17 protein-coding genes and 1 pseudogene are annotated in these 14,471 nt (G+C 71.3%); 8 read left to right on the forward strand and 10 right to left on the reverse strand.

Translation table 11 applies throughout. From position 1 onward, the window contains the following. Nucleotides 1-5: 5 nt before the first annotated feature. Together ABGB18_RS05635 and ABGB18_RS05640 are read right to left on the reverse strand one after the other, a co-directional pair. Nucleotides 6-413: a cupin domain-containing protein gene (locus ABGB18_RS05635; protein WP_347694243.1), complete on the reverse strand. Its 408-nt coding sequence runs from the start codon at nucleotides 411-413 to the stop codon at nucleotides 6-8. After that, on the reverse strand, nucleotides 410-1,393 hold the full coding sequence (locus ABGB18_RS05640; protein ID WP_347694244.1) for a branched-chain amino acid transaminase: 984 nt from the start codon (nucleotides 1,391-1,393) through the stop codon (nucleotides 410-412). Before ABGB18_RS05640 ends, ABGB18_RS05635 begins: the two co-directional genes overlap by 4 nt. Before the next feature lie 105 nt (nucleotides 1,394-1,498). Between ABGB18_RS05640 and ABGB18_RS05645 the strand changes: the two are divergent. The 3 genes and pseudogenes from ABGB18_RS05645 to ABGB18_RS05655 form a co-directional block, all read left to right on the forward strand. Then, nucleotides 1,499-1,627, forward strand: a pseudogene (locus tag ABGB18_RS05645) (LysR family transcriptional regulator); the annotation flags it as partial. 145 nt (nucleotides 1,628-1,772) lie between these two features. Next, nucleotides 1,773-2,156 carry a LysR substrate-binding domain-containing protein gene (locus ABGB18_RS05650; RefSeq protein WP_347694245.1) on the forward strand — a complete coding sequence of 128 codons (384 nt, stop codon included), beginning with the start codon at nucleotides 1,773-1,775 and terminating at the stop codon, nucleotides 2,154-2,156. Between the two features lie 87 nt (nucleotides 2,157-2,243). Beyond that, nucleotides 2,244-3,458 (forward strand): MFS transporter, encoded by a 1,215-nt coding sequence (locus ABGB18_RS05655; protein ID WP_347694246.1) that lies wholly within the window; start codon nucleotides 2,244-2,246, stop codon nucleotides 3,456-3,458. Here ABGB18_RS05655 and ABGB18_RS05660 read toward each other — a convergent pair. After that, on the reverse strand, nucleotides 3,452-4,660 hold the full coding sequence (locus tag ABGB18_RS05660; RefSeq protein ID WP_347694247.1) for an FAD-dependent monooxygenase: 1,209 nt from the start codon (nucleotides 4,658-4,660) through the stop codon (nucleotides 3,452-3,454). The genes ABGB18_RS05655 and ABGB18_RS05660 overlap by 7 nt on opposite strands. A gap of 81 nt (nucleotides 4,661-4,741) precedes the next feature. On the opposite strand from ABGB18_RS05660, the gene ABGB18_RS05665 reads away from it, so the two are divergent. Continuing rightward, nucleotides 4,742-5,440, forward strand: a complete 699-nt coding sequence (locus ABGB18_RS05665) for a TetR/AcrR family transcriptional regulator (RefSeq protein ID WP_347694248.1) — start codon at nucleotides 4,742-4,744, stop codon at nucleotides 5,438-5,440. A 186-nt stretch (nucleotides 5,441-5,626) separates the two neighbouring features. Here the strand turns inward: ABGB18_RS05665 and ABGB18_RS05670 are convergent, their stop codons facing one another. Together ABGB18_RS05670 and ABGB18_RS05675 are read right to left on the reverse strand one after the other, a co-directional pair. After that, nucleotides 5,627-6,577: an alpha/beta hydrolase gene (locus tag ABGB18_RS05670; RefSeq protein WP_347694249.1), complete on the reverse strand. Its 951-nt coding sequence runs from the start codon at nucleotides 6,575-6,577 to the stop codon at nucleotides 5,627-5,629. A 64-nt stretch (nucleotides 6,578-6,641) separates the two neighbouring features. Then, entirely contained in the window at nucleotides 6,642-7,568 is a 927-nt protein-coding gene (locus ABGB18_RS05675) for an NADP-dependent oxidoreductase (RefSeq protein ID WP_347694250.1), read from the reverse strand. Nucleotides 7,569-7,729: 161 nt separating this feature from the next. Between ABGB18_RS05675 and ABGB18_RS05680 the strand changes: the two genes are divergently transcribed. From ABGB18_RS05680 to ABGB18_RS05690, 3 genes are all read left to right on the forward strand, one after another. Then, complete coding sequence (locus ABGB18_RS05680; protein ID WP_347694251.1) at nucleotides 7,730-8,269, forward strand: MarR family transcriptional regulator; 540 nt, start codon at nucleotides 7,730-7,732, stop codon at nucleotides 8,267-8,269. Between the two features lie 158 nt (nucleotides 8,270-8,427). Then, the gene (locus ABGB18_RS05685) at nucleotides 8,428-8,793 is read left to right on the forward strand and encodes a MerR family transcriptional regulator (protein ID WP_347694252.1); all 366 of its coding nucleotides are present in this window, start codon (nucleotides 8,428-8,430) and stop codon (nucleotides 8,791-8,793) included. Between the two features lie 46 nt (nucleotides 8,794-8,839). Beyond that, nucleotides 8,840-9,853, forward strand: coding sequence for a zinc-binding dehydrogenase (locus tag ABGB18_RS05690; protein WP_347694253.1), 1,014 nt, complete (start codon nucleotides 8,840-8,842; stop codon nucleotides 9,851-9,853). Between the two features lie 10 nt (nucleotides 9,854-9,863). On the opposite strand, the gene ABGB18_RS05695 is transcribed toward ABGB18_RS05690, so the two are convergent. Next, nucleotides 9,864-10,127 (reverse strand): hypothetical protein, encoded by a 264-nt coding sequence (locus tag ABGB18_RS05695; RefSeq protein ID WP_347694254.1) that lies wholly within the window; start codon nucleotides 10,125-10,127, stop codon nucleotides 9,864-9,866. Nucleotides 10,128-10,292: 165 nt separating this feature from the next. On the opposite strand from ABGB18_RS05695, the gene ABGB18_RS05700 reads away from it, so the two are divergent. Further along, nucleotides 10,293-11,423, forward strand: a complete 1,131-nt coding sequence (locus ABGB18_RS05700) for a hypothetical protein (protein ID WP_347694255.1) — start codon at nucleotides 10,293-10,295, stop codon at nucleotides 11,421-11,423. A 40-nt stretch (nucleotides 11,424-11,463) separates the two neighbouring features. Here the strand turns inward: ABGB18_RS05700 and ABGB18_RS05705 are convergent, their stop codons facing one another. The 4 genes from ABGB18_RS05705 to ABGB18_RS05720 are packed head-to-tail and all read right to left on the reverse strand — an operon-like array spanning nucleotide 11,464 to nucleotide 14,423. Beyond that, the gene (locus tag ABGB18_RS05705; protein WP_347694256.1) at nucleotides 11,464-12,039 is read right to left on the reverse strand and encodes an SRPBCC family protein; all 576 of its coding nucleotides are present in this window, start codon (nucleotides 12,037-12,039) and stop codon (nucleotides 11,464-11,466) included. Nucleotides 12,040-12,086: 47 nt separating this feature from the next. Continuing rightward, nucleotides 12,087-12,731, reverse strand: a complete 645-nt coding sequence (locus ABGB18_RS05710; RefSeq protein WP_347694257.1) for a response regulator transcription factor — start codon at nucleotides 12,729-12,731, stop codon at nucleotides 12,087-12,089. After that, a complete protein-coding gene (locus tag ABGB18_RS05715; RefSeq protein WP_347694258.1) occupies nucleotides 12,722-13,822 on the reverse strand; it encodes a histidine kinase in 1,101 nt (366 codons plus the stop codon). The genes ABGB18_RS05710 and ABGB18_RS05715 overlap by 10 nt, the downstream gene beginning before the upstream one ends. Continuing rightward, a complete protein-coding gene (locus tag ABGB18_RS05720) occupies nucleotides 13,806-14,423 on the reverse strand; it encodes a DedA family protein (RefSeq protein ID WP_347694259.1) in 618 nt (205 codons plus the stop codon). The genes ABGB18_RS05715 and ABGB18_RS05720 overlap by 17 nt, the downstream gene beginning before the upstream one ends. Nucleotides 14,424-14,471 lie beyond the last annotated feature (48 nt).

Genomic DNA, 14,471 nt, shown 5'->3' on the forward strand with positions numbered 1-14,471 from the left:
AGCTCTCATGTGGCGGCCGGCCAGCGCGGCGGCACGTCCGGCGCCTCCTCAAGGCCGGCCCAGTCGTCGCGGACGGGTGAGAAGACCTCCACGACGACCGCTCCCCCGGCTCCCGCGCGGACCTCGTGCGGGACGTCGGCGAGGATCCGCCACGTGCCGCCGGGACCGACCTCGCCCGTCTCGGCCCCCACCCGGAAGGTCAGCGAGCCCATGAGGCAGAGCCCGAGCTGCTCGTTCACGTGCCGGTGCTCCGGCACGTGGCCGCCGGGCGGCAGCTCCACCACCGACATCGTGATCAACTCGCTCTGGACGACCCTGGCGGTCACGTCCTTCCAGATCCGCAGCGGCCGGAGGGAACCCAGGTCGCCGAACGCGCTCGCCGTGCTCTCCAGACGCCGCCCTGGCTCGCTCATGGCATCTCCTTCTCGTCGTAGACGGGTGTGGTCCATTCGTGATGTCGTCCGTCGTCGCGCCGGGCGATGGCCTTCAGGGCGCGTCGCACGGCGAGGGTCGTCCCGCCGGGGCGGCCGTCCCCGACCGGGCGGAAGTCCACCTCGGTGACCGGGGCGGCGATCGCGGCCGTGCCGCACAGCAGCGCCTCGTCGCAGGCGTACAGCTCGGAGCGGTGGATGCGGCGCTGCGTGACGGTGACGCCGAAGTCCTCGGCCAGCAGGCCCATGATCTGGCGGCGGGTGATGCCCTCAAGGATGTCCTCGGTGGCCGGCGGCGTGGCCCACTGCGCACCGGCGCGTACGAGGATGTTCGACGTGGTGGCCTCGGCCACGTAACCGTCGTCGGTCAGCAGCAACGCCTCGTCGAACCCGTTCCTGACCGCCTCCGTCTTGGCCAGGGCGGGGCCGACGTAACTCCCGATCACCTTGGCCCGGTTGGGCACGGCGGTGTCACGGCTGCGCCGCCAGGCGCTCACCATGCAGCGGACGCCGTCCGGGTTGATGTAGTCACCGGGCATCGGCGTCGCCGCGACGCACAACCGGCTCCCCGAGTCGTGCATGCGCACCGCGAGCTGCTCGCCGGCGAGCAGCAGCAGCGGGCGGACGTAGGCGTTGGCGCGCACCTGGTTCCTGCGCAGCAGCTCGCCGGTCAGGGCCACCAGGTCCGCGGTGGAATGAGGCAGGTCCAGCCCCAGGATCCGGGCCGAACGCCCCAGCCGCTCGTAGTGCGCCTCGGCTTCGAGCAGGTAGAGCTGCTGCCGGGCCTCGTGCCAGGTGGCCCTGATGCCCTCGAATGTCCCGGTCCCGTATGAGACCACGTTCGCCAGGACGCTCAGCCGCGCCTCCTCCGACGGCACGAAGTCACCGTCGACGAAGACCCATCGGTACGGCTCGCCGAACGACAGGTCACCGGGTGTGGCGGTCGCCACCTGTTGGCTCATGAGTCGACCTCGACCTTCTCCGATTTCGCCCGCACGGAGACGGTAAGCAAGCCCTTCGTTTAAGCACAATCGGAAGCTTCTTAAGTCACCGTTTAGCATTTCCGTATGCTTGACATCGCGCGGCTCCGCGTGCTCGACGAGGTCGCCCGGCAGGGGTCGCTCACCCGCGCCGCCGAAGCCCTCTCCTACACCACCTCCGCCGTCTCGCAGCAGATCACCGTGCTGGAGCGGGAGGCGGGCACCCGGCTGCTCGAACGGCATGCCCGCGGCGTGCGGCTCACCGAGGCCGGCCGGGCGCTGGTCCGGCACACCGCCGCCATCATGTCCGAGCTGCGCGCGGCCGAGGCCGCCGTGGCGGCGATCGCGCACGGCCCAGGGGGTGCACCATGGCTCCACGCTGGACGTGCTGCCCCGGGCCTGCCGCCAGGCGGGCTTCGAGCCGCGCATCGCCTTCCGCACCGACGACCAGATGACCGTGCGCGGCCTGGTGGCCGCCGGGCTGGGAGTCGCGCTCGCCCCCTGGCTCACCCTGCCCGCCACCCCCTCCGGCCTGGTCGTCCGGCCGCTCGCCGAGCCCTCGCTCACCAGGACCGTCATGACCGCGACACCGGCCGCCCCGTACCGGCTGCCGGCCGTACCGGTCATGATCGACCATCTGCGCGCGGTGGCCGCCGACCTCGCCGCCGACCTCGCCGCGGCCCGCGGTCCGGACCGCGGTCACCCCGACCAGATCGTCATTCCGGGCCGCACCACCGGGACGTGAGCCGCCGGACGGGTCACACCCCCGAGGTTCGTCCGGAGGCGGCGGTCGTACGATGTCGATCATGCGTTCTCATTCGATGCGCGCCTGATGGCCGCCGAGACCCTCCCCTCACCCGTACGCGGCCGCCGGCGGGCGCTCAACACCACGCTGATCGTCGTGTGCCAGAGCATGCAGGCGCTGGCCTTCGGCGGCATCGCGTTGTTCCTACCGCTCATCCGGCAGGACCTCGGGATCAGCCCGTCACAGGCCGGCCTGCTGGCGGCCGGCGGCACGTTCACCTACGCGCTCATGCAGATCCCCTCGGGCTACCTGTCGGACCGCTTCGACCCCAAGCGCCTGTTCGTGATCGGGCTGCTCGGCACCAACGCGCTCTCGCTCAGCTTCGCCGTGCTGGACTCCTACGGCTGGCTCGTCGCCAACCAGGCGGTCTCCGGCGTCTTCCGGGCGCTGGTGTTCGCGCCGGGCCTGCTGCTGATCAGCCGGCAGTTCCGGGCGGACCGCCGGGCCACCGCCATGGGCCTGTACGTGGCCGGCGGCTTCTCCTCCAACATCCTGCTGAACGCGATCGGCCCGCTGCTGGTCGGCCCCCTGGGCTGGCGCTGGCTGATGATCCTGTTCGCCGCCAGCGGGGTGATCGTCCTGCTGGCCTTCGCCCGGCTGGGCGACCCGGCCCCGCGTGCGGCCGACACCAGGCCGCCGACCTGGGCCGACGCCCGCGAGATCCTGTCCCACCGGGCCGTGTGGCTGGCCGGGTTCGTCCAGTTCGTCCGGCTCGCCGTGGTGACCGGGATGGCGTTCTGGCTGCCCAGCCTCATCGTCGAGGACAAGGGGTTCCCACTCGGCGTGGCGGGGGCGGTCGTGGCCATCGGCGCGGCGGTCACCGCCCCGTCGAACTTCCTGGGCGGCTGGGTGTCCGACCGCCTCGGACGGCCGCTGGTCGTCGTCGGGACCTCGCTGGCCGTGCTGGCCGTCACGATCTTCCTCATCCCGTTCATGGACGCGCTGCCGGCGCTGATCGCGGTGATCGCGGTCAACTCGATCTTCCTGCAGCTCTACTTCGGCCCGCTGTTCGCGGTTCCCCTGCGGTACGTCGGCACCGCCAACACCGGCCTGGTCACGGGATTCGGCAACTTCTGCGCCAACCTGGGAGGCGTGACCTTCTCCTACGGGCTGGGCGCCGTGAAGGACGCCACCGGTTCCTTCGACGCCGGCCTGTGGGCCCTGTCCGGCATGTGCGCCGCCGCGCTGGCGGTCACCTGGGCGATCTCCCGCCTTCCCGCGCGACGGGCCGGTGATCAGTAGTCCTTGACCGCGTAGGAGCCGACGACCTCGGCGAACGACGCGGCGTCCGCCTCGGCCAGGGCGTCGGCGGCCTCGGGGCCGGAACCGCTCATCTCCCGCTCGACCTGGGCGCGGCGCTGCCGCAGATTGGTGATCGCGACCTCCTGGTTGGCGCGGACGTAGGTGCGCAGCTCCCGCTCGTAGGCGGTGAAGGCCGCGGCGTGGTCGCCGCCGGCCGCCTTGAGCTCGCCGGCCAGCACGTACGCGCCGACCATGGCCATGGTGGTGCCCTGGCCCGACAGTGGCGAGCCGCAGTAACCGGCGTCGCCCAGCAGCGCCACCCGGCCCTTGGACCAGGAGTCCAGGTGGATCTGGGAGGCCGAGTCGAAGTGGAAGTCGGCGGCCGCGCGCATCAGCTCCAGCAGGCGCGGCATGTGCCAGCCGCCTCCCGCCAGCTCCCGGGCCACGAGCTCCTTCTGCCCGTCGATGTCGCGGTAGTCGCCGGCGATCGGCTCGGCGGGGTCGAACATCAGGTAGGCGCGGGCCTCGGTGTTGTCACGCGCGCTCATGACCATGCCGCCGCGCATCCCGTCGCCCGGTATCCCGTACATGACCTGCCAGCGGTCCAGGCCCAGGAAGTTGGGGACCGTGTAGACCGCCATGCAGGTCCCCAGGCGCCGGATGAACGCCTCGGGCGGGCCGAAGACCAGACGCCGGGTGTGGGAGTGCAGCCCGTCCGCCCCGACCACGAGGTCGAAGGAGCGGCGCAGGCCGCTCTCGAAGGTGACCCTGACCTCGTCCTCGTCCTGCTCCAGCGCGGCGATGGAGTCGTCGAAGAGATATTCGATCGCCTTGCCGCCGGCCGCGACGATGATCCGCGCCAGGTCGTCGCGGAGGATCTCGACATCGGCGCTGGCCAGGTCGCCGCCGCTCACCGTGCGTTCGGTGCTGCGGTAGAGCTCGGCGCCGTCACCGTCCACCACGGACATGCCACGCATCCCGACGGTCTGGGCCCGCAGCTCGTGCAGGATGCCCATCCGCTCGGCCACCTCCAGGGCCGGGCCGCGCACGTCGATCGCGTGCCCGCCGGGCCTGATCCCCGGCGCCCGCTCGACGACGGTCACGTCGAACCCGTGCCGGTCCAGCCAGTAGGCCAGCGACGGGCCCGCGATGCTCGCCCCTGAGATCAGCACCCGCGGGCCGCTCGGCTCGGAATGGTCCATGTCACTCCCCTGTTCCAAAACTGTTTCCGTAGGACACAGTGTACGATAGACACAGATTTGGATGAACACAAGGGAGCGCCGATGGCGGCGAAGACGGCGATCACACTGCTGTGGGAGCAGCGCACCGCACCGAAGCGCGGGCCCAAACCGACGCTGAGCCTGGACGCGATCGCGGCCGCCGGCGTCGAGATCGCCGACGCCGGCGGGCTCGCGGCCGTGACGATGCAGCAGGTCGCCGAGCGGCTCGACGTCACGAAGATGGCCCTCTACCGCTACGTGCCGGGCAAGGTCGAGCTGGTCGCGCTGATGACCGACCTCGCCATCGGCGAACCGCCGCGCCCGGACGCGACCACCACCGGCTGGCGGCCGAAACTCGACGCCTGGGCGCGGCAGATGTTCGACCGGTTCCTGGCGCATCCGTGGGCGCTGGAGACCACCGTCGGCCACCGCGCGATCGGGCCCAACGAGCTCGGCTGGATGGAAGCGGCCACCGCCGCACTGACCGGCACCGGGCTGGCCGGACCAGAGATCCTCGACACGGCCGCCACCCTCACCGGGCACGTCCGGTTGATCGCGCAGCAGGTGGCGGCCGCCCCGAGCGGCGCCCCCGAGCAGGTGCTGGGCGAGACCGTCGGCGGACTGCTGGCCGGCCGCGAGGACCGGTTCCCCACCCTGACCGCCGCCATGGCCGACAAGGGCGGCGAGGACAACGCGTTCGACTTCGGCCTGCGCTGCATCCTCGACGGCGTGCAGCTGCTGGTCGGCCGCCCGAGACAGTGAGGCGGAAAAGCCGAAGCCCGCTCCCGGGGCGGGTGGCCGCGGGAGCGCAGGCGCGGCTGCGGGTCATCGGGGGCATGGCGATCCGGTTGTCCAGCGGGGTGCCGGCCAGGTCGGTGATGTCGAAGGCGGTGGTCATGTCAGCGGCTCTTGGGTCTGTTGAAGGTGGTCTGGTGGCGGCCGGCCTGGTCACAGTGAGGCCAGGACGCGGATGCGGTCGGCGGTGGCGCGGCGGGCGATGCCGGAGGTGTGGGCGATGGACTCGAACTCGTGCGGGACGCCCGGGTGCAGGTGGAACTCGACCTCGACTCCCGCTCGGGCGAGCCGCAGCGCGTAGGTGAGGTCCTCGTCGCGGAAGATGTCGAGCTGGCCGACCTCGATGTAGGCGGGCGGCAGTCCTGCCGGGTCGGTGACGCGGGCGGGCGCGGCGGTGGCGGGCACGCCCGGTCCGCCGGCTGCATCGCCCAGGAGCGCGCCCCAGCCGGTGGCGTTGTCGTCGTAGGTCCACAGCGCGTACGGGGTGATGTGCGGGTCGGGGGTGGTGGTGCGGTCGTCGAGCATCGGCATGATGAGGATCTGCCGGGCGATGGCGGGGCCGCCGCGGTCGCGGGACAGGATCGCCAGGGCTGCGGCCAGGCCGCCGCCGGCGCTGTCGCCCATGACCGCGATCCGGGCGGGGTCGACGTCCAGCTCGGCGGCGTGCTCGTGTAGCCAGGCCAGGCCGGTGTAGGCGTCCTCGACCGGGATGGGGTGGGGGTGTTCGGGGGCGCGCCGGTAGCCGACCGACAGGATCGGCGTGCCGCTGGCCGACACGTACCGGGCGACGGGTCCGTCGAACAGGTCGATGGTGCCGAGGATCATGCCGCCGCCGTGCAGGAACACTGCGGCCGAGCCGGGAGCCGAGCCGTCCTTGGCGTACCAGCGCAGCAGGATCTGCGTGCCGTCGGCGGCGGTGGCGTGGTGGTCGGTGACGGTGACGTCGGCGGGCATCGGCTGGGCGGCGCCGGCGTGGGCGATGACGCCCTCCAGGACGGCGCGGCGGGTGGCCACGTCGCCGACCGGCGGCGGGGTGGAGTCGGCGAGGGCGGCGACCATCGGCGCGAGGGCCTGGGCGACTTCGGGGTCGAGCGTGAGGGACATGGCGTGCTCCTGAAGACGTTCGTGATCAATAAAAGGGGGGTGCGGAGGCGGCGAGGCGGGCCGGTCAGGGGATGAGGACGGTCTTGCCGGGCAGGCGTCCGGTGACGGCCTCGTCGTGGACGGCGGCCAGATCGGCCAGGGGGCGGCGGGCGGCGACGTCGATCGCCAGCGCGCCGGCGTCCATCCGGTTGACGAGCTCGGCGAGCTGGGCGGCGTCGCTGCGGGCGAACATCCGCACCGCCCGCACGCCCCGGGCGGCGTCGTCGCGGCCGGGTGTGGTGGTGCTGACGAACACCCCGCCGTCGGCGGCGAGGCCGACCAGCGCCTCGGTCTCCTCCGCAGAGGTGGTCACCAGGTTGAGGACGACGTCGAACCGCTCACCGGTCTCGGTGACCGGCGTAAGCGTGTAATCGATGATCGTCTGGGCGCCGTAGGAACGGACCCGTTCGACGCTACGGGGGCTCGCGGTCGCGGTCACTGCGGCGCCCGTCCGGGCGGCGAGCTGGACGGCGTACCCGCCGACCGCACCGCCCGCCCCGTTCACCAGGACGCTCTGCCCGGGCTGCAGGCCCGCGTGCTCGACCAGCGCCTGCCATGCCGTCAACCCCGCCGCCGGCAGAGCGGCGGCGTCGGCCAGGTCCACCGCCCGGGGTGCGGCGGCCAGCACCCCGGCCGGAACGGCCACGTACTCCGCCGCCGCACCGGGGGCGTTCATCGGCAGGAACGCCACGACCGGCTCACCTGTCCGCTGGCCGGTGACGCCCTCTCCGATCTCCGTGACCGTCCCGGCCACGTCGACTCCCGGGATGTGCGGGAAGGACAGGGGGAACACCTGCTGCAGGTAACCGGCCCGGATCGCCACGTCGACCGGGTTGAACGAGGTCCCGGCGACCTTCACCACCACCTGCCCCGGCCCCGCGACGGGACGCTCGGCGTCCTCGTAGGCCAGGACGTCGCTGTCGCCGTGGGCGTGGTACCGCACTGCCTTCATCGCTCTCTCCTCCACTCACTTGCTTCGAAGTTGAAGCACGTGGAGACCATACCCTGCTTCGAGCTCGAAGCAATACCCCTGAGGTCTGTGACGATCGACACAGTGATTTGAATTCGAAACATGTACGATAGGGGAATGAACGACCACCGCACCCCCCGCCCGTGAACGCCGACACCGGCGACGTCCAGCCGCTCGACCCCGAACAGATGGAGGCCTACTTCGCGCTCCTGGAAGCCGTCAGCCTGCTCCAGCACCAGGTCGAACAGCATCTACGCGCCGAAGGCGACATCAGCTACGTGCAGTTCCAGCTCCTGGCACGCCTCGTCCACGCCCCTGGTCCGCTCACCATGACCCAGCTCGCCGACGGCGTCGTCTACAGCCGCAGCGGCCTCACCTACCAGGCCGGCCTGCTGGAGAAGGCCGGCCTCATCACCCGCGGCCCCTGCCCCGACGACGACCGCGCCACCCTCGTCACCCTCACTCAGGCCGGCAGCGACCTATTCCACCGCGTCCTGCCCGGCCACGTCCAGCTCTCCCGCACCCTCCTGTTCGACCCCCTCGCCGACCAGGACGTCCACCACCTCGGCGACATCATGACCCGCGTCCGCGACCACATGCGCACCCTGCCGCCCCGCTCCGCCGCACCCCGCAAACGCCGCACCACCCCGCCACGATCCGGCTCTGATCCGATTGCGGGATAACACTTGTTATCTGGCAACCCGGCGGATGATGGAGGGCGACACGGCGGATTCCGCCGTGGTGGCGCCACTACTGCACGTCCACTGATCCCGGCGTGGTTCACTGCGTCGTAGTGATGAGTGCCGGAAGATCGCGGTGCTTCTAGGCGTTGCCTCCGGGTATGAAGATCGGCGAAGCTTCCAGGGTCAGCGGTGTGAGTGTGAGATCGCTGCGGCACTACGAGGATGAGGGCTTGATCGTCCCTGGCCGATTCAGCAATGGGTTCCGCGACTACTGCCAGTCCACGATCGACCGGGTGCTCATCATCCGCTCGCTGCTGGAGTCCGGGCTGCCCGTGCGGTTGATCAGGGAAGTCCTGCCCCGCCTCACCGACGGATCCGATGCCGGTGCCGACGTGGCGTGCGCGGAGTTCCTGCACGAGGTGCAGGGCTATCGCGATCGGCTCGCCGCACGCATCGCGATTCTCAGCGATCAGCAGGCGGCACTCGACGCCTACCTCCGAGAAGCCTGCCGCACTGATCTCTGACAGCTACTTGACCCTGACGTAAGTGTAAGGCTCCTACGTTCGGCGCATGGAGATCAACGAGCAGCACACCGCTGAGCAGTGGGTACGAGCGCTGGTCCAGCGGTCGCACCGGGGACCGAAGGATCTGACCCTCACGGCCGATCATCGCCGCCCCACCCCAGGGTCCGGCGAGTACCTGATCCGCGTGGGCGCCGCCGGGGTCAACTTCGCCGACGTCATGCAGACCCGTGGAACTTACGGAGGAGGTCCACAGGCGCCCTATGTGGCGGGTTTCGAGGCCGCCGGGGAGATCGTGGGTGTTGGCCCGAACGTCGAGAGGCCACTGCAGCTCGGCACCCACGTCGTCGGAGCCGGCCCCGGCGCATTCTCGCAGTACATGACGATGCCGGCTGCGGGTGTGCTTCCCGTGCCTTCCGGCTGGAACGATGCTGAAGCTCTCGGCCTGGTGCTGAACTGGGCTACCGCCTTGGCGGCACTGAAGCCGCTGGGAGAGATCAAGACGGGTGACGTGGTGCTCGTTCATGCCGCGGCCGGAGGCGTGGGACAGGCCGCCGTTCGTCTCGCCCGCCACTATGGTGCGCGCGTGATCGCCACGGCGTCACCTGCGAAGCACAACACCGTCGAAGCGCTCGGCGCCGACGAGATCCTCGACAGCCGACGTCCCGATCTGGCTGAGACGATCATCCGCCTGACCGGCGGGGTCGACCTGGTCCTGGAATCAGTGGGGCAGGCCACGTTCAAGACCAGCCTGTCGGTCACCAAACCCTTCATCGGGCGCATCGTCGTGTTCGGCGCCGCTTCCGGCGATGCCACCCTGACCACGCACGACCTGGTCTTCAGCCACCAGGTTCAAGTCAAGGGCCTGCACATCGGTGCACTGGCGACCGCGGCTCCGTCGATCTATCGGTCGTTGTTCGTCGAGATCGAGGCTCTCATCGCCCACGGCGTGTACACGCCCGGTACCCCCCAGGTTCACCCCCTGGCCGCGGGGGCGAGGGTGCTGCGGCAACTTGAAGCGGGCCAGACCTGCGGCAAGCACGCCCTCGATCCTTGGCGCTAGTTGTGCCGCATCAGGCGACGTTCGCCCTGTTCACGATCTCGCGGAGCCGTTCGTCGGCGGCGTGCCTGTTCCGGCAGCTGATGTACCGGCGGATCATGCTGCCCTGCTGCTTATGGCTGGCGTGGTCGGTGCCGTCCAGGGTGAAGGAGCGCAGCGCGGTTGGGCTCTGTGGTTCATGGTCGGCGTGCAGCAGCAGGCCCCGGCAGAGCGGACCCCGGCCCCTGCGCGGGAGAACGCCGGTCATATGGGGGCCGACCCGCAGGTGATCGCTCACCGCGTGGACGACCTGACGTCAGGAGTGTGGAAAGGACGGTTCGTCTTTACCCCGCGTTTCGAGATGGGATGTTCAGCGGTAAACCCGGGACGGATCATGGAAGGCGCACGAGCCCCTGTTCACCCGGCAGGAACCCTGCAGAAGCACTTTCGAGAGGAAACGCCTATGTCCGGATCCTTATCCCGGCGAGCCCTGCTCGCCGGCGTGCCCGCACTCGGCCTGGCGGCCGCGCTGCCCGGCGTCGCAAGCGCCGACACTCCGGTCCACGCGGCGTTCCGCGTCGTACGCCGCCGGCCCGGCGAGCCGGGCCGGCCCGAGATCGTGCTGCCCACCGGCTATGAGATCCTGCCGGGCGCGAACTACTCCGTGGCCTCCCGCGCGGAGTACTACACCTTCGTCCGGGGCCCGCGGAACCCCGAGGGCATCGAGATCACCGTCCGCTGGCCGGACACCCGCGTAGAGACCGTCATCCACCAGGAAACGCGGCTGGCGCTGCGCGACATCCCCCGCGAGCGGCACGGCTTCACCTTCACGCTGCCGATGACGCAGGCCACGGCCGACGCGAACCAGCCGACGCTCCAGGTCTGGAGCTTCCCCGACGTCTCACCGGGAATGAACTGGCGGATCGAGCACAACGACCCCGACCGCGTCGCCGGGCCGTGGACGACGGTGCCGTGGCCGGCCGGGCCGGTCAAGTCGGTGGTCCACCAGCTCGTCGCCGCGCACGCGATCCTGCGCGACTCCGGCATGGTCGAGGTGGCCGCGGCGAAGGGCCACCGGTTCGTGCTGATGGGCTTCGAGACCAACAACACCCTGCACGCCGACAACCCGCCGCACTGGCACATTTCCTACAACTCGGGTCCCGACTTCAATGCGAAGACCCACAACCCGCACTTCTGGCTCGACTCGGCGGGCCGCAACTTCTACAACGGCATGGACGTCACCGGCATGGACCGCCTGAAGTACTACGTGGGTGACCCGGCACCGCTCTACGACTTCGTGGGCGACGCGAACGGCGGCCGCGGGAACCTCGTCGTCACCTTCACCCTGCGCGAGGACGGCGGCATCGACATCCAGCCGCCGCAGGGTCCCGGGTACGCGATCGCGGCCGGGCGGAACGGCGATCTCGTCGAGGAGGTCACGGCGCTGCGTGACGGCGAACCGTGGCTCCGGATCACGACCGAGGACCGCGTACGCCATGGTGTGCTCGTCGTCCGGACCAGGGGGCTGCGCGACCGCGCCGAGTCCAGCACGCGCGTCTACCGCTACGACCGGCTGACCGGCGTGCTGCAGTAGGGCCTCGCAGGGCCTCGGCCGCCGCGGGCCGCGAATCCCGTCACGGCGGCGGCCAGGGCCCAGCGCCGCCTACGACCTGGTCCAGCAGATGGACCAGGTCCGCACGCAGGAGTACCAGGCCTTGGGAGAGCCTCAGCCGGCAGGCACCGGGCTGACCCGCCCAGCCGCCTGGCGTGCGTCCTCCCGGGCGATCCGGCGTGCGCGCGAGGGCGGCCAGCCTGCGCAGCGAGTGGCGCAGCAGGGCCAGGCCCGCCGGGCGGGCGAGCGTCCACGCCGCCCGGCCCAGCGGCCCGAACGGCAGGAACAGCTCCTCCGCCCACACGACCCGGCTGCCGCCGTGCTGCGGGCTCACCCGGATGGCGCCACGGCCGCGCACGACGCGGCCGGTGTGGGTGACGCACACGAGGGCCGGCGGCTCCCAGCGGGTGATCTTCATGGTGTCCAGGAAGCCGAGCGGCCCCACGCCGGTGTAGGCCTCGACGCCGTCAGGCCCCACCTGCCGGGCGGTGGTCAGGAACATCCACTCCCGGTGCCGGGGCCAGTCGGTGATGAGCGCGAACACCTGCTCCGGTGGTGCCGGGACGTGCACGGCCGCGGCCGCGTAGACGGGTTTCACCAGATGACCTCCGATCTGCCGGCTACGGACTGGTGATACCCCGGACGTCAGGTCTCCAGGAAGCGCAGGACGGCCAGGACGCGGCGGCTGTAGCCGGTGGCGTGGGACAGGCCCAGTTTGTCGAACAGCGAGTTGACGTGTTTCTCCACGGCGCTCTGCGACACGTGCAGATCCTGCGCGATCGAGGCGTTGGTCAGGCCCTGCGCCATCCGCTCCAGCACCTCCCGCTCGCGTACGGTCAGCCGGGCCAGCGGGTCCACCTGGCTGGTACGGTCCAGGAGCTGGCGCACCACCTCGGGGTCGAACGCCGCGCCCCCGGCGCCCACCCGCTCCAGCGCGTCCAGGAAGTCGCCGACCTGCGCCACCCGGTCCTTCAGCAGGTAGCCGACGCCTTCGATGTCGGCGCTCATCAGCTCGGCGGCGTAGCGCTTCTCCACGTACTGCGACAGCACCAGCACCTTGACCGCGGGCCGGTGCCGCCGGATCTCCAGCGCGGCGCGCAGCCCTTCGTCGGTGTGGGTCGGCGGCATGCGTACGTCGACCACGACGATGTCCGGCTCGTGCGCGGCCACCGCCGACACCAGCGCCTCGGCGTCGCCGACCGCGGCCGGCACCTCGTGGCCCTCCTCCAGCAGCAGCCGCACCAGGCCCTCGCGCAGCAGCGTGGAGTCCTCGGCCAGAATCACCCGCACGGCAGCACCGCCGTGATCGTCGTCGGCCCGCCCGCCGGGCTGTCCATCTCGAACCGGCCGTCCAGTGCGGCCACCCTCCTGGCCAGCCCGGACAGGCCGCCACCGGTGGCGTCGGCGCCGCCGGTGCCGTCGTCGCGCACCCGGACGGCCACCGCGCCGTCCCGCTCGCGCACGTCGACGGTGACGAGGCCGGCGCCGGCGTGCTTGGCGGCGTTGGTGACCGCCTCGCACACCACGAAGTACGCCGCCGTCTCCACCGCCATCGGCGGCCGGCGCGGCAGGTCGCAGGTCACCTTGACCGGCACGCCGGCGCGCTCGGCCACCCCGGCCAGGGCCTCGCCGAGACCGAGGGAGTCCAGCCCGCTCGGGTAGACGCGCCAGGCCACCTCGCGCAGCTCGGCCAGCGCCTGCTGCGCCTCCTGGTGGGCCTGCTCCAGCAGCTCGGGCCGGCCCCGCCTGGCCCGGCCGACCAGCATCGAGAGCGCCACCAGGCGTTGCTGCAGCCCGTCGTGCAGGTCGCGTTCGATCCTGCGGCGTTCGGCGTCCACCGCGGTCACGACGCCGGCCCGGCTCTCGGCCAGTTCGGTGATCCGGCGTCGCAGCGCCTCGGTCGGGTCGGGGCCGAGCATGTGCGCGGCGAGGCGGCGTTCCAGGGCATGCACCCCCGCCACGCCCGACAAATCAAGAAAAAGCAGGACGATTCCCGAGAGGAGGGCGTAGGCCACCAAGGGGACCGTCGGCACCATCCCGTCGAACGGCTCGCCCCGCACCCACGCCGCGACCAGCAGCACCCCGGCGCCCACTCCGAACACGAGCAGCACGATCACCAGCCCGCCGAGCACGCCCAGGCCGGCGCGTGCGGCCAGATAGCCGAGCGGCCGGTTGCCCGCACCGTCCAGGGCATCGAGGGCGGCGCGGTCCAGGCGCAGGCGGCGGGCCTCCAGCCGGGCCAGCCGCCGGGCGGTCGCGCCGACGTTCGGATTGCCGAGGAACGGCAGCGTCAGCAGCAGGAACGCCAGCTCGGCGAGCGCCGTGAGCGCGCCGAACGCCACCGCGCCCAGCAGGCGCAACCCCTCAGCGGCGAGCCGCATGCCTCCCCTTGCGCTTTTCCGCCAGCCGGACGCCGACGAACACCAGGACCGCCAGCACCACCAGGCCGATCACGACGTTGGTGCCGATGCCGACGTAGCCCTCCACCAGCTTGTAGTTCTCCCCGAGAAAGTACCCGGCCATCACGAAAAGGGTGTTCCAGACCAGACTGCCGGCCGTGGTCAGGAGCGTGAACGAGAGCAGCGGCATGCGTTCCACGCCTGCCGGGACGGAGATGAGGCTGCGGAAGATGGGGATCATCCGGCCGAAGAAGACGGTCTTACGGCCGTGGCGCTGGAACCAGGCCTCGGTCTTCTCGATGTCGGCGACCTTGACCAGGGGGAGCTTGGCCGCGATGGCCAGGGTGCGCTCCCGGCCGAGCAGCGCGCCCACCCAGTACAGCGCCAGCGCGCCGACGACCGAGCCGAGCGTCGTGCAGACCAGCACATCCAGCAGGTCCATCTCGCCCTGGCTGGCCGTGAAGCCGGCCAGGGGCAGGATCACCTCGCTCGGCAGGGGCGGGAACAGGTTTTCTAACGCGATCGCGAGACCCGCCCCGAGGGCCCCGAGGGTCTCCATCAGTCCGATGAGCCAGTCAGTCATGGGTCCCAGGCTATGGAAGATCGGCAGTACGCGTGAATGAGGCGGCTG

The sequence above is a fragment of the Nonomuraea sp. B12E4 genome, assembly GCF_039871825.1.
GTDB lineage: Bacteria > Actinomycetota > Actinomycetes > Streptosporangiales > Streptosporangiaceae > Nonomuraea.

Excerpts from the sequence above, each read along its gene's own strand:
- ABGB18_RS05720 (WP_347694259.1), bottom strand. The coding sequence starts at position 14,423 with ATGACTGACTGGCTCATCGGACTGATGGAGACCCTCGGGGCCCTCGGG.
- ABGB18_RS05700 (WP_347694255.1), top strand. The coding sequence starts at position 10,293 with ATGTCCGGATCCTTATCCCGGCGAGCCCTGCTCGCCGGCGTGCCCGCA.
- ABGB18_RS05675 (WP_347694250.1), bottom strand. The coding sequence starts at position 7,568 with ATGAAGGCAGTGCGGTACCACGCCCACGGCGACAGCGACGTCCTGGCC.
- ABGB18_RS05670 (WP_347694249.1), bottom strand. The coding sequence starts at position 6,577 with ATGTCCCTCACGCTCGACCCCGAAGTCGCCCAGGCCCTCGCGCCGATG.
- ABGB18_RS05665 (WP_347694248.1), top strand. The coding sequence starts at position 4,742 with ATGGCGGCGAAGACGGCGATCACACTGCTGTGGGAGCAGCGCACCGCA.
- ABGB18_RS05635 (WP_347694243.1), bottom strand. The coding sequence starts at position 413 with ATGAGCGAGCCAGGGCGGCGTCTGGAGAGCACGGCGAGCGCGTTCGGC.
- ABGB18_RS05690 (WP_347694253.1), top strand. The coding sequence starts at position 8,840 with ATGGAGATCAACGAGCAGCACACCGCTGAGCAGTGGGTACGAGCGCTG.
- ABGB18_RS05655 (WP_347694246.1), top strand. The coding sequence starts at position 2,244 with ATGGCCGCCGAGACCCTCCCCTCACCCGTACGCGGCCGCCGGCGGGCG.
- ABGB18_RS05685 (WP_347694252.1), top strand. The coding sequence starts at position 8,428 with ATGAAGATCGGCGAAGCTTCCAGGGTCAGCGGTGTGAGTGTGAGATCG.
- ABGB18_RS05715 (WP_347694258.1), bottom strand. The coding sequence starts at position 13,822 with ATGCGGCTCGCCGCTGAGGGGTTGCGCCTGCTGGGCGCGGTGGCGTTC.
- ABGB18_RS05660 (WP_347694247.1), bottom strand. The coding sequence starts at position 4,660 with ATGGACCATTCCGAGCCGAGCGGCCCGCGGGTGCTGATCTCAGGGGCG.
- ABGB18_RS05640 (WP_347694244.1), bottom strand. The coding sequence starts at position 1,393 with ATGAGCCAACAGGTGGCGACCGCCACACCCGGTGACCTGTCGTTCGGC.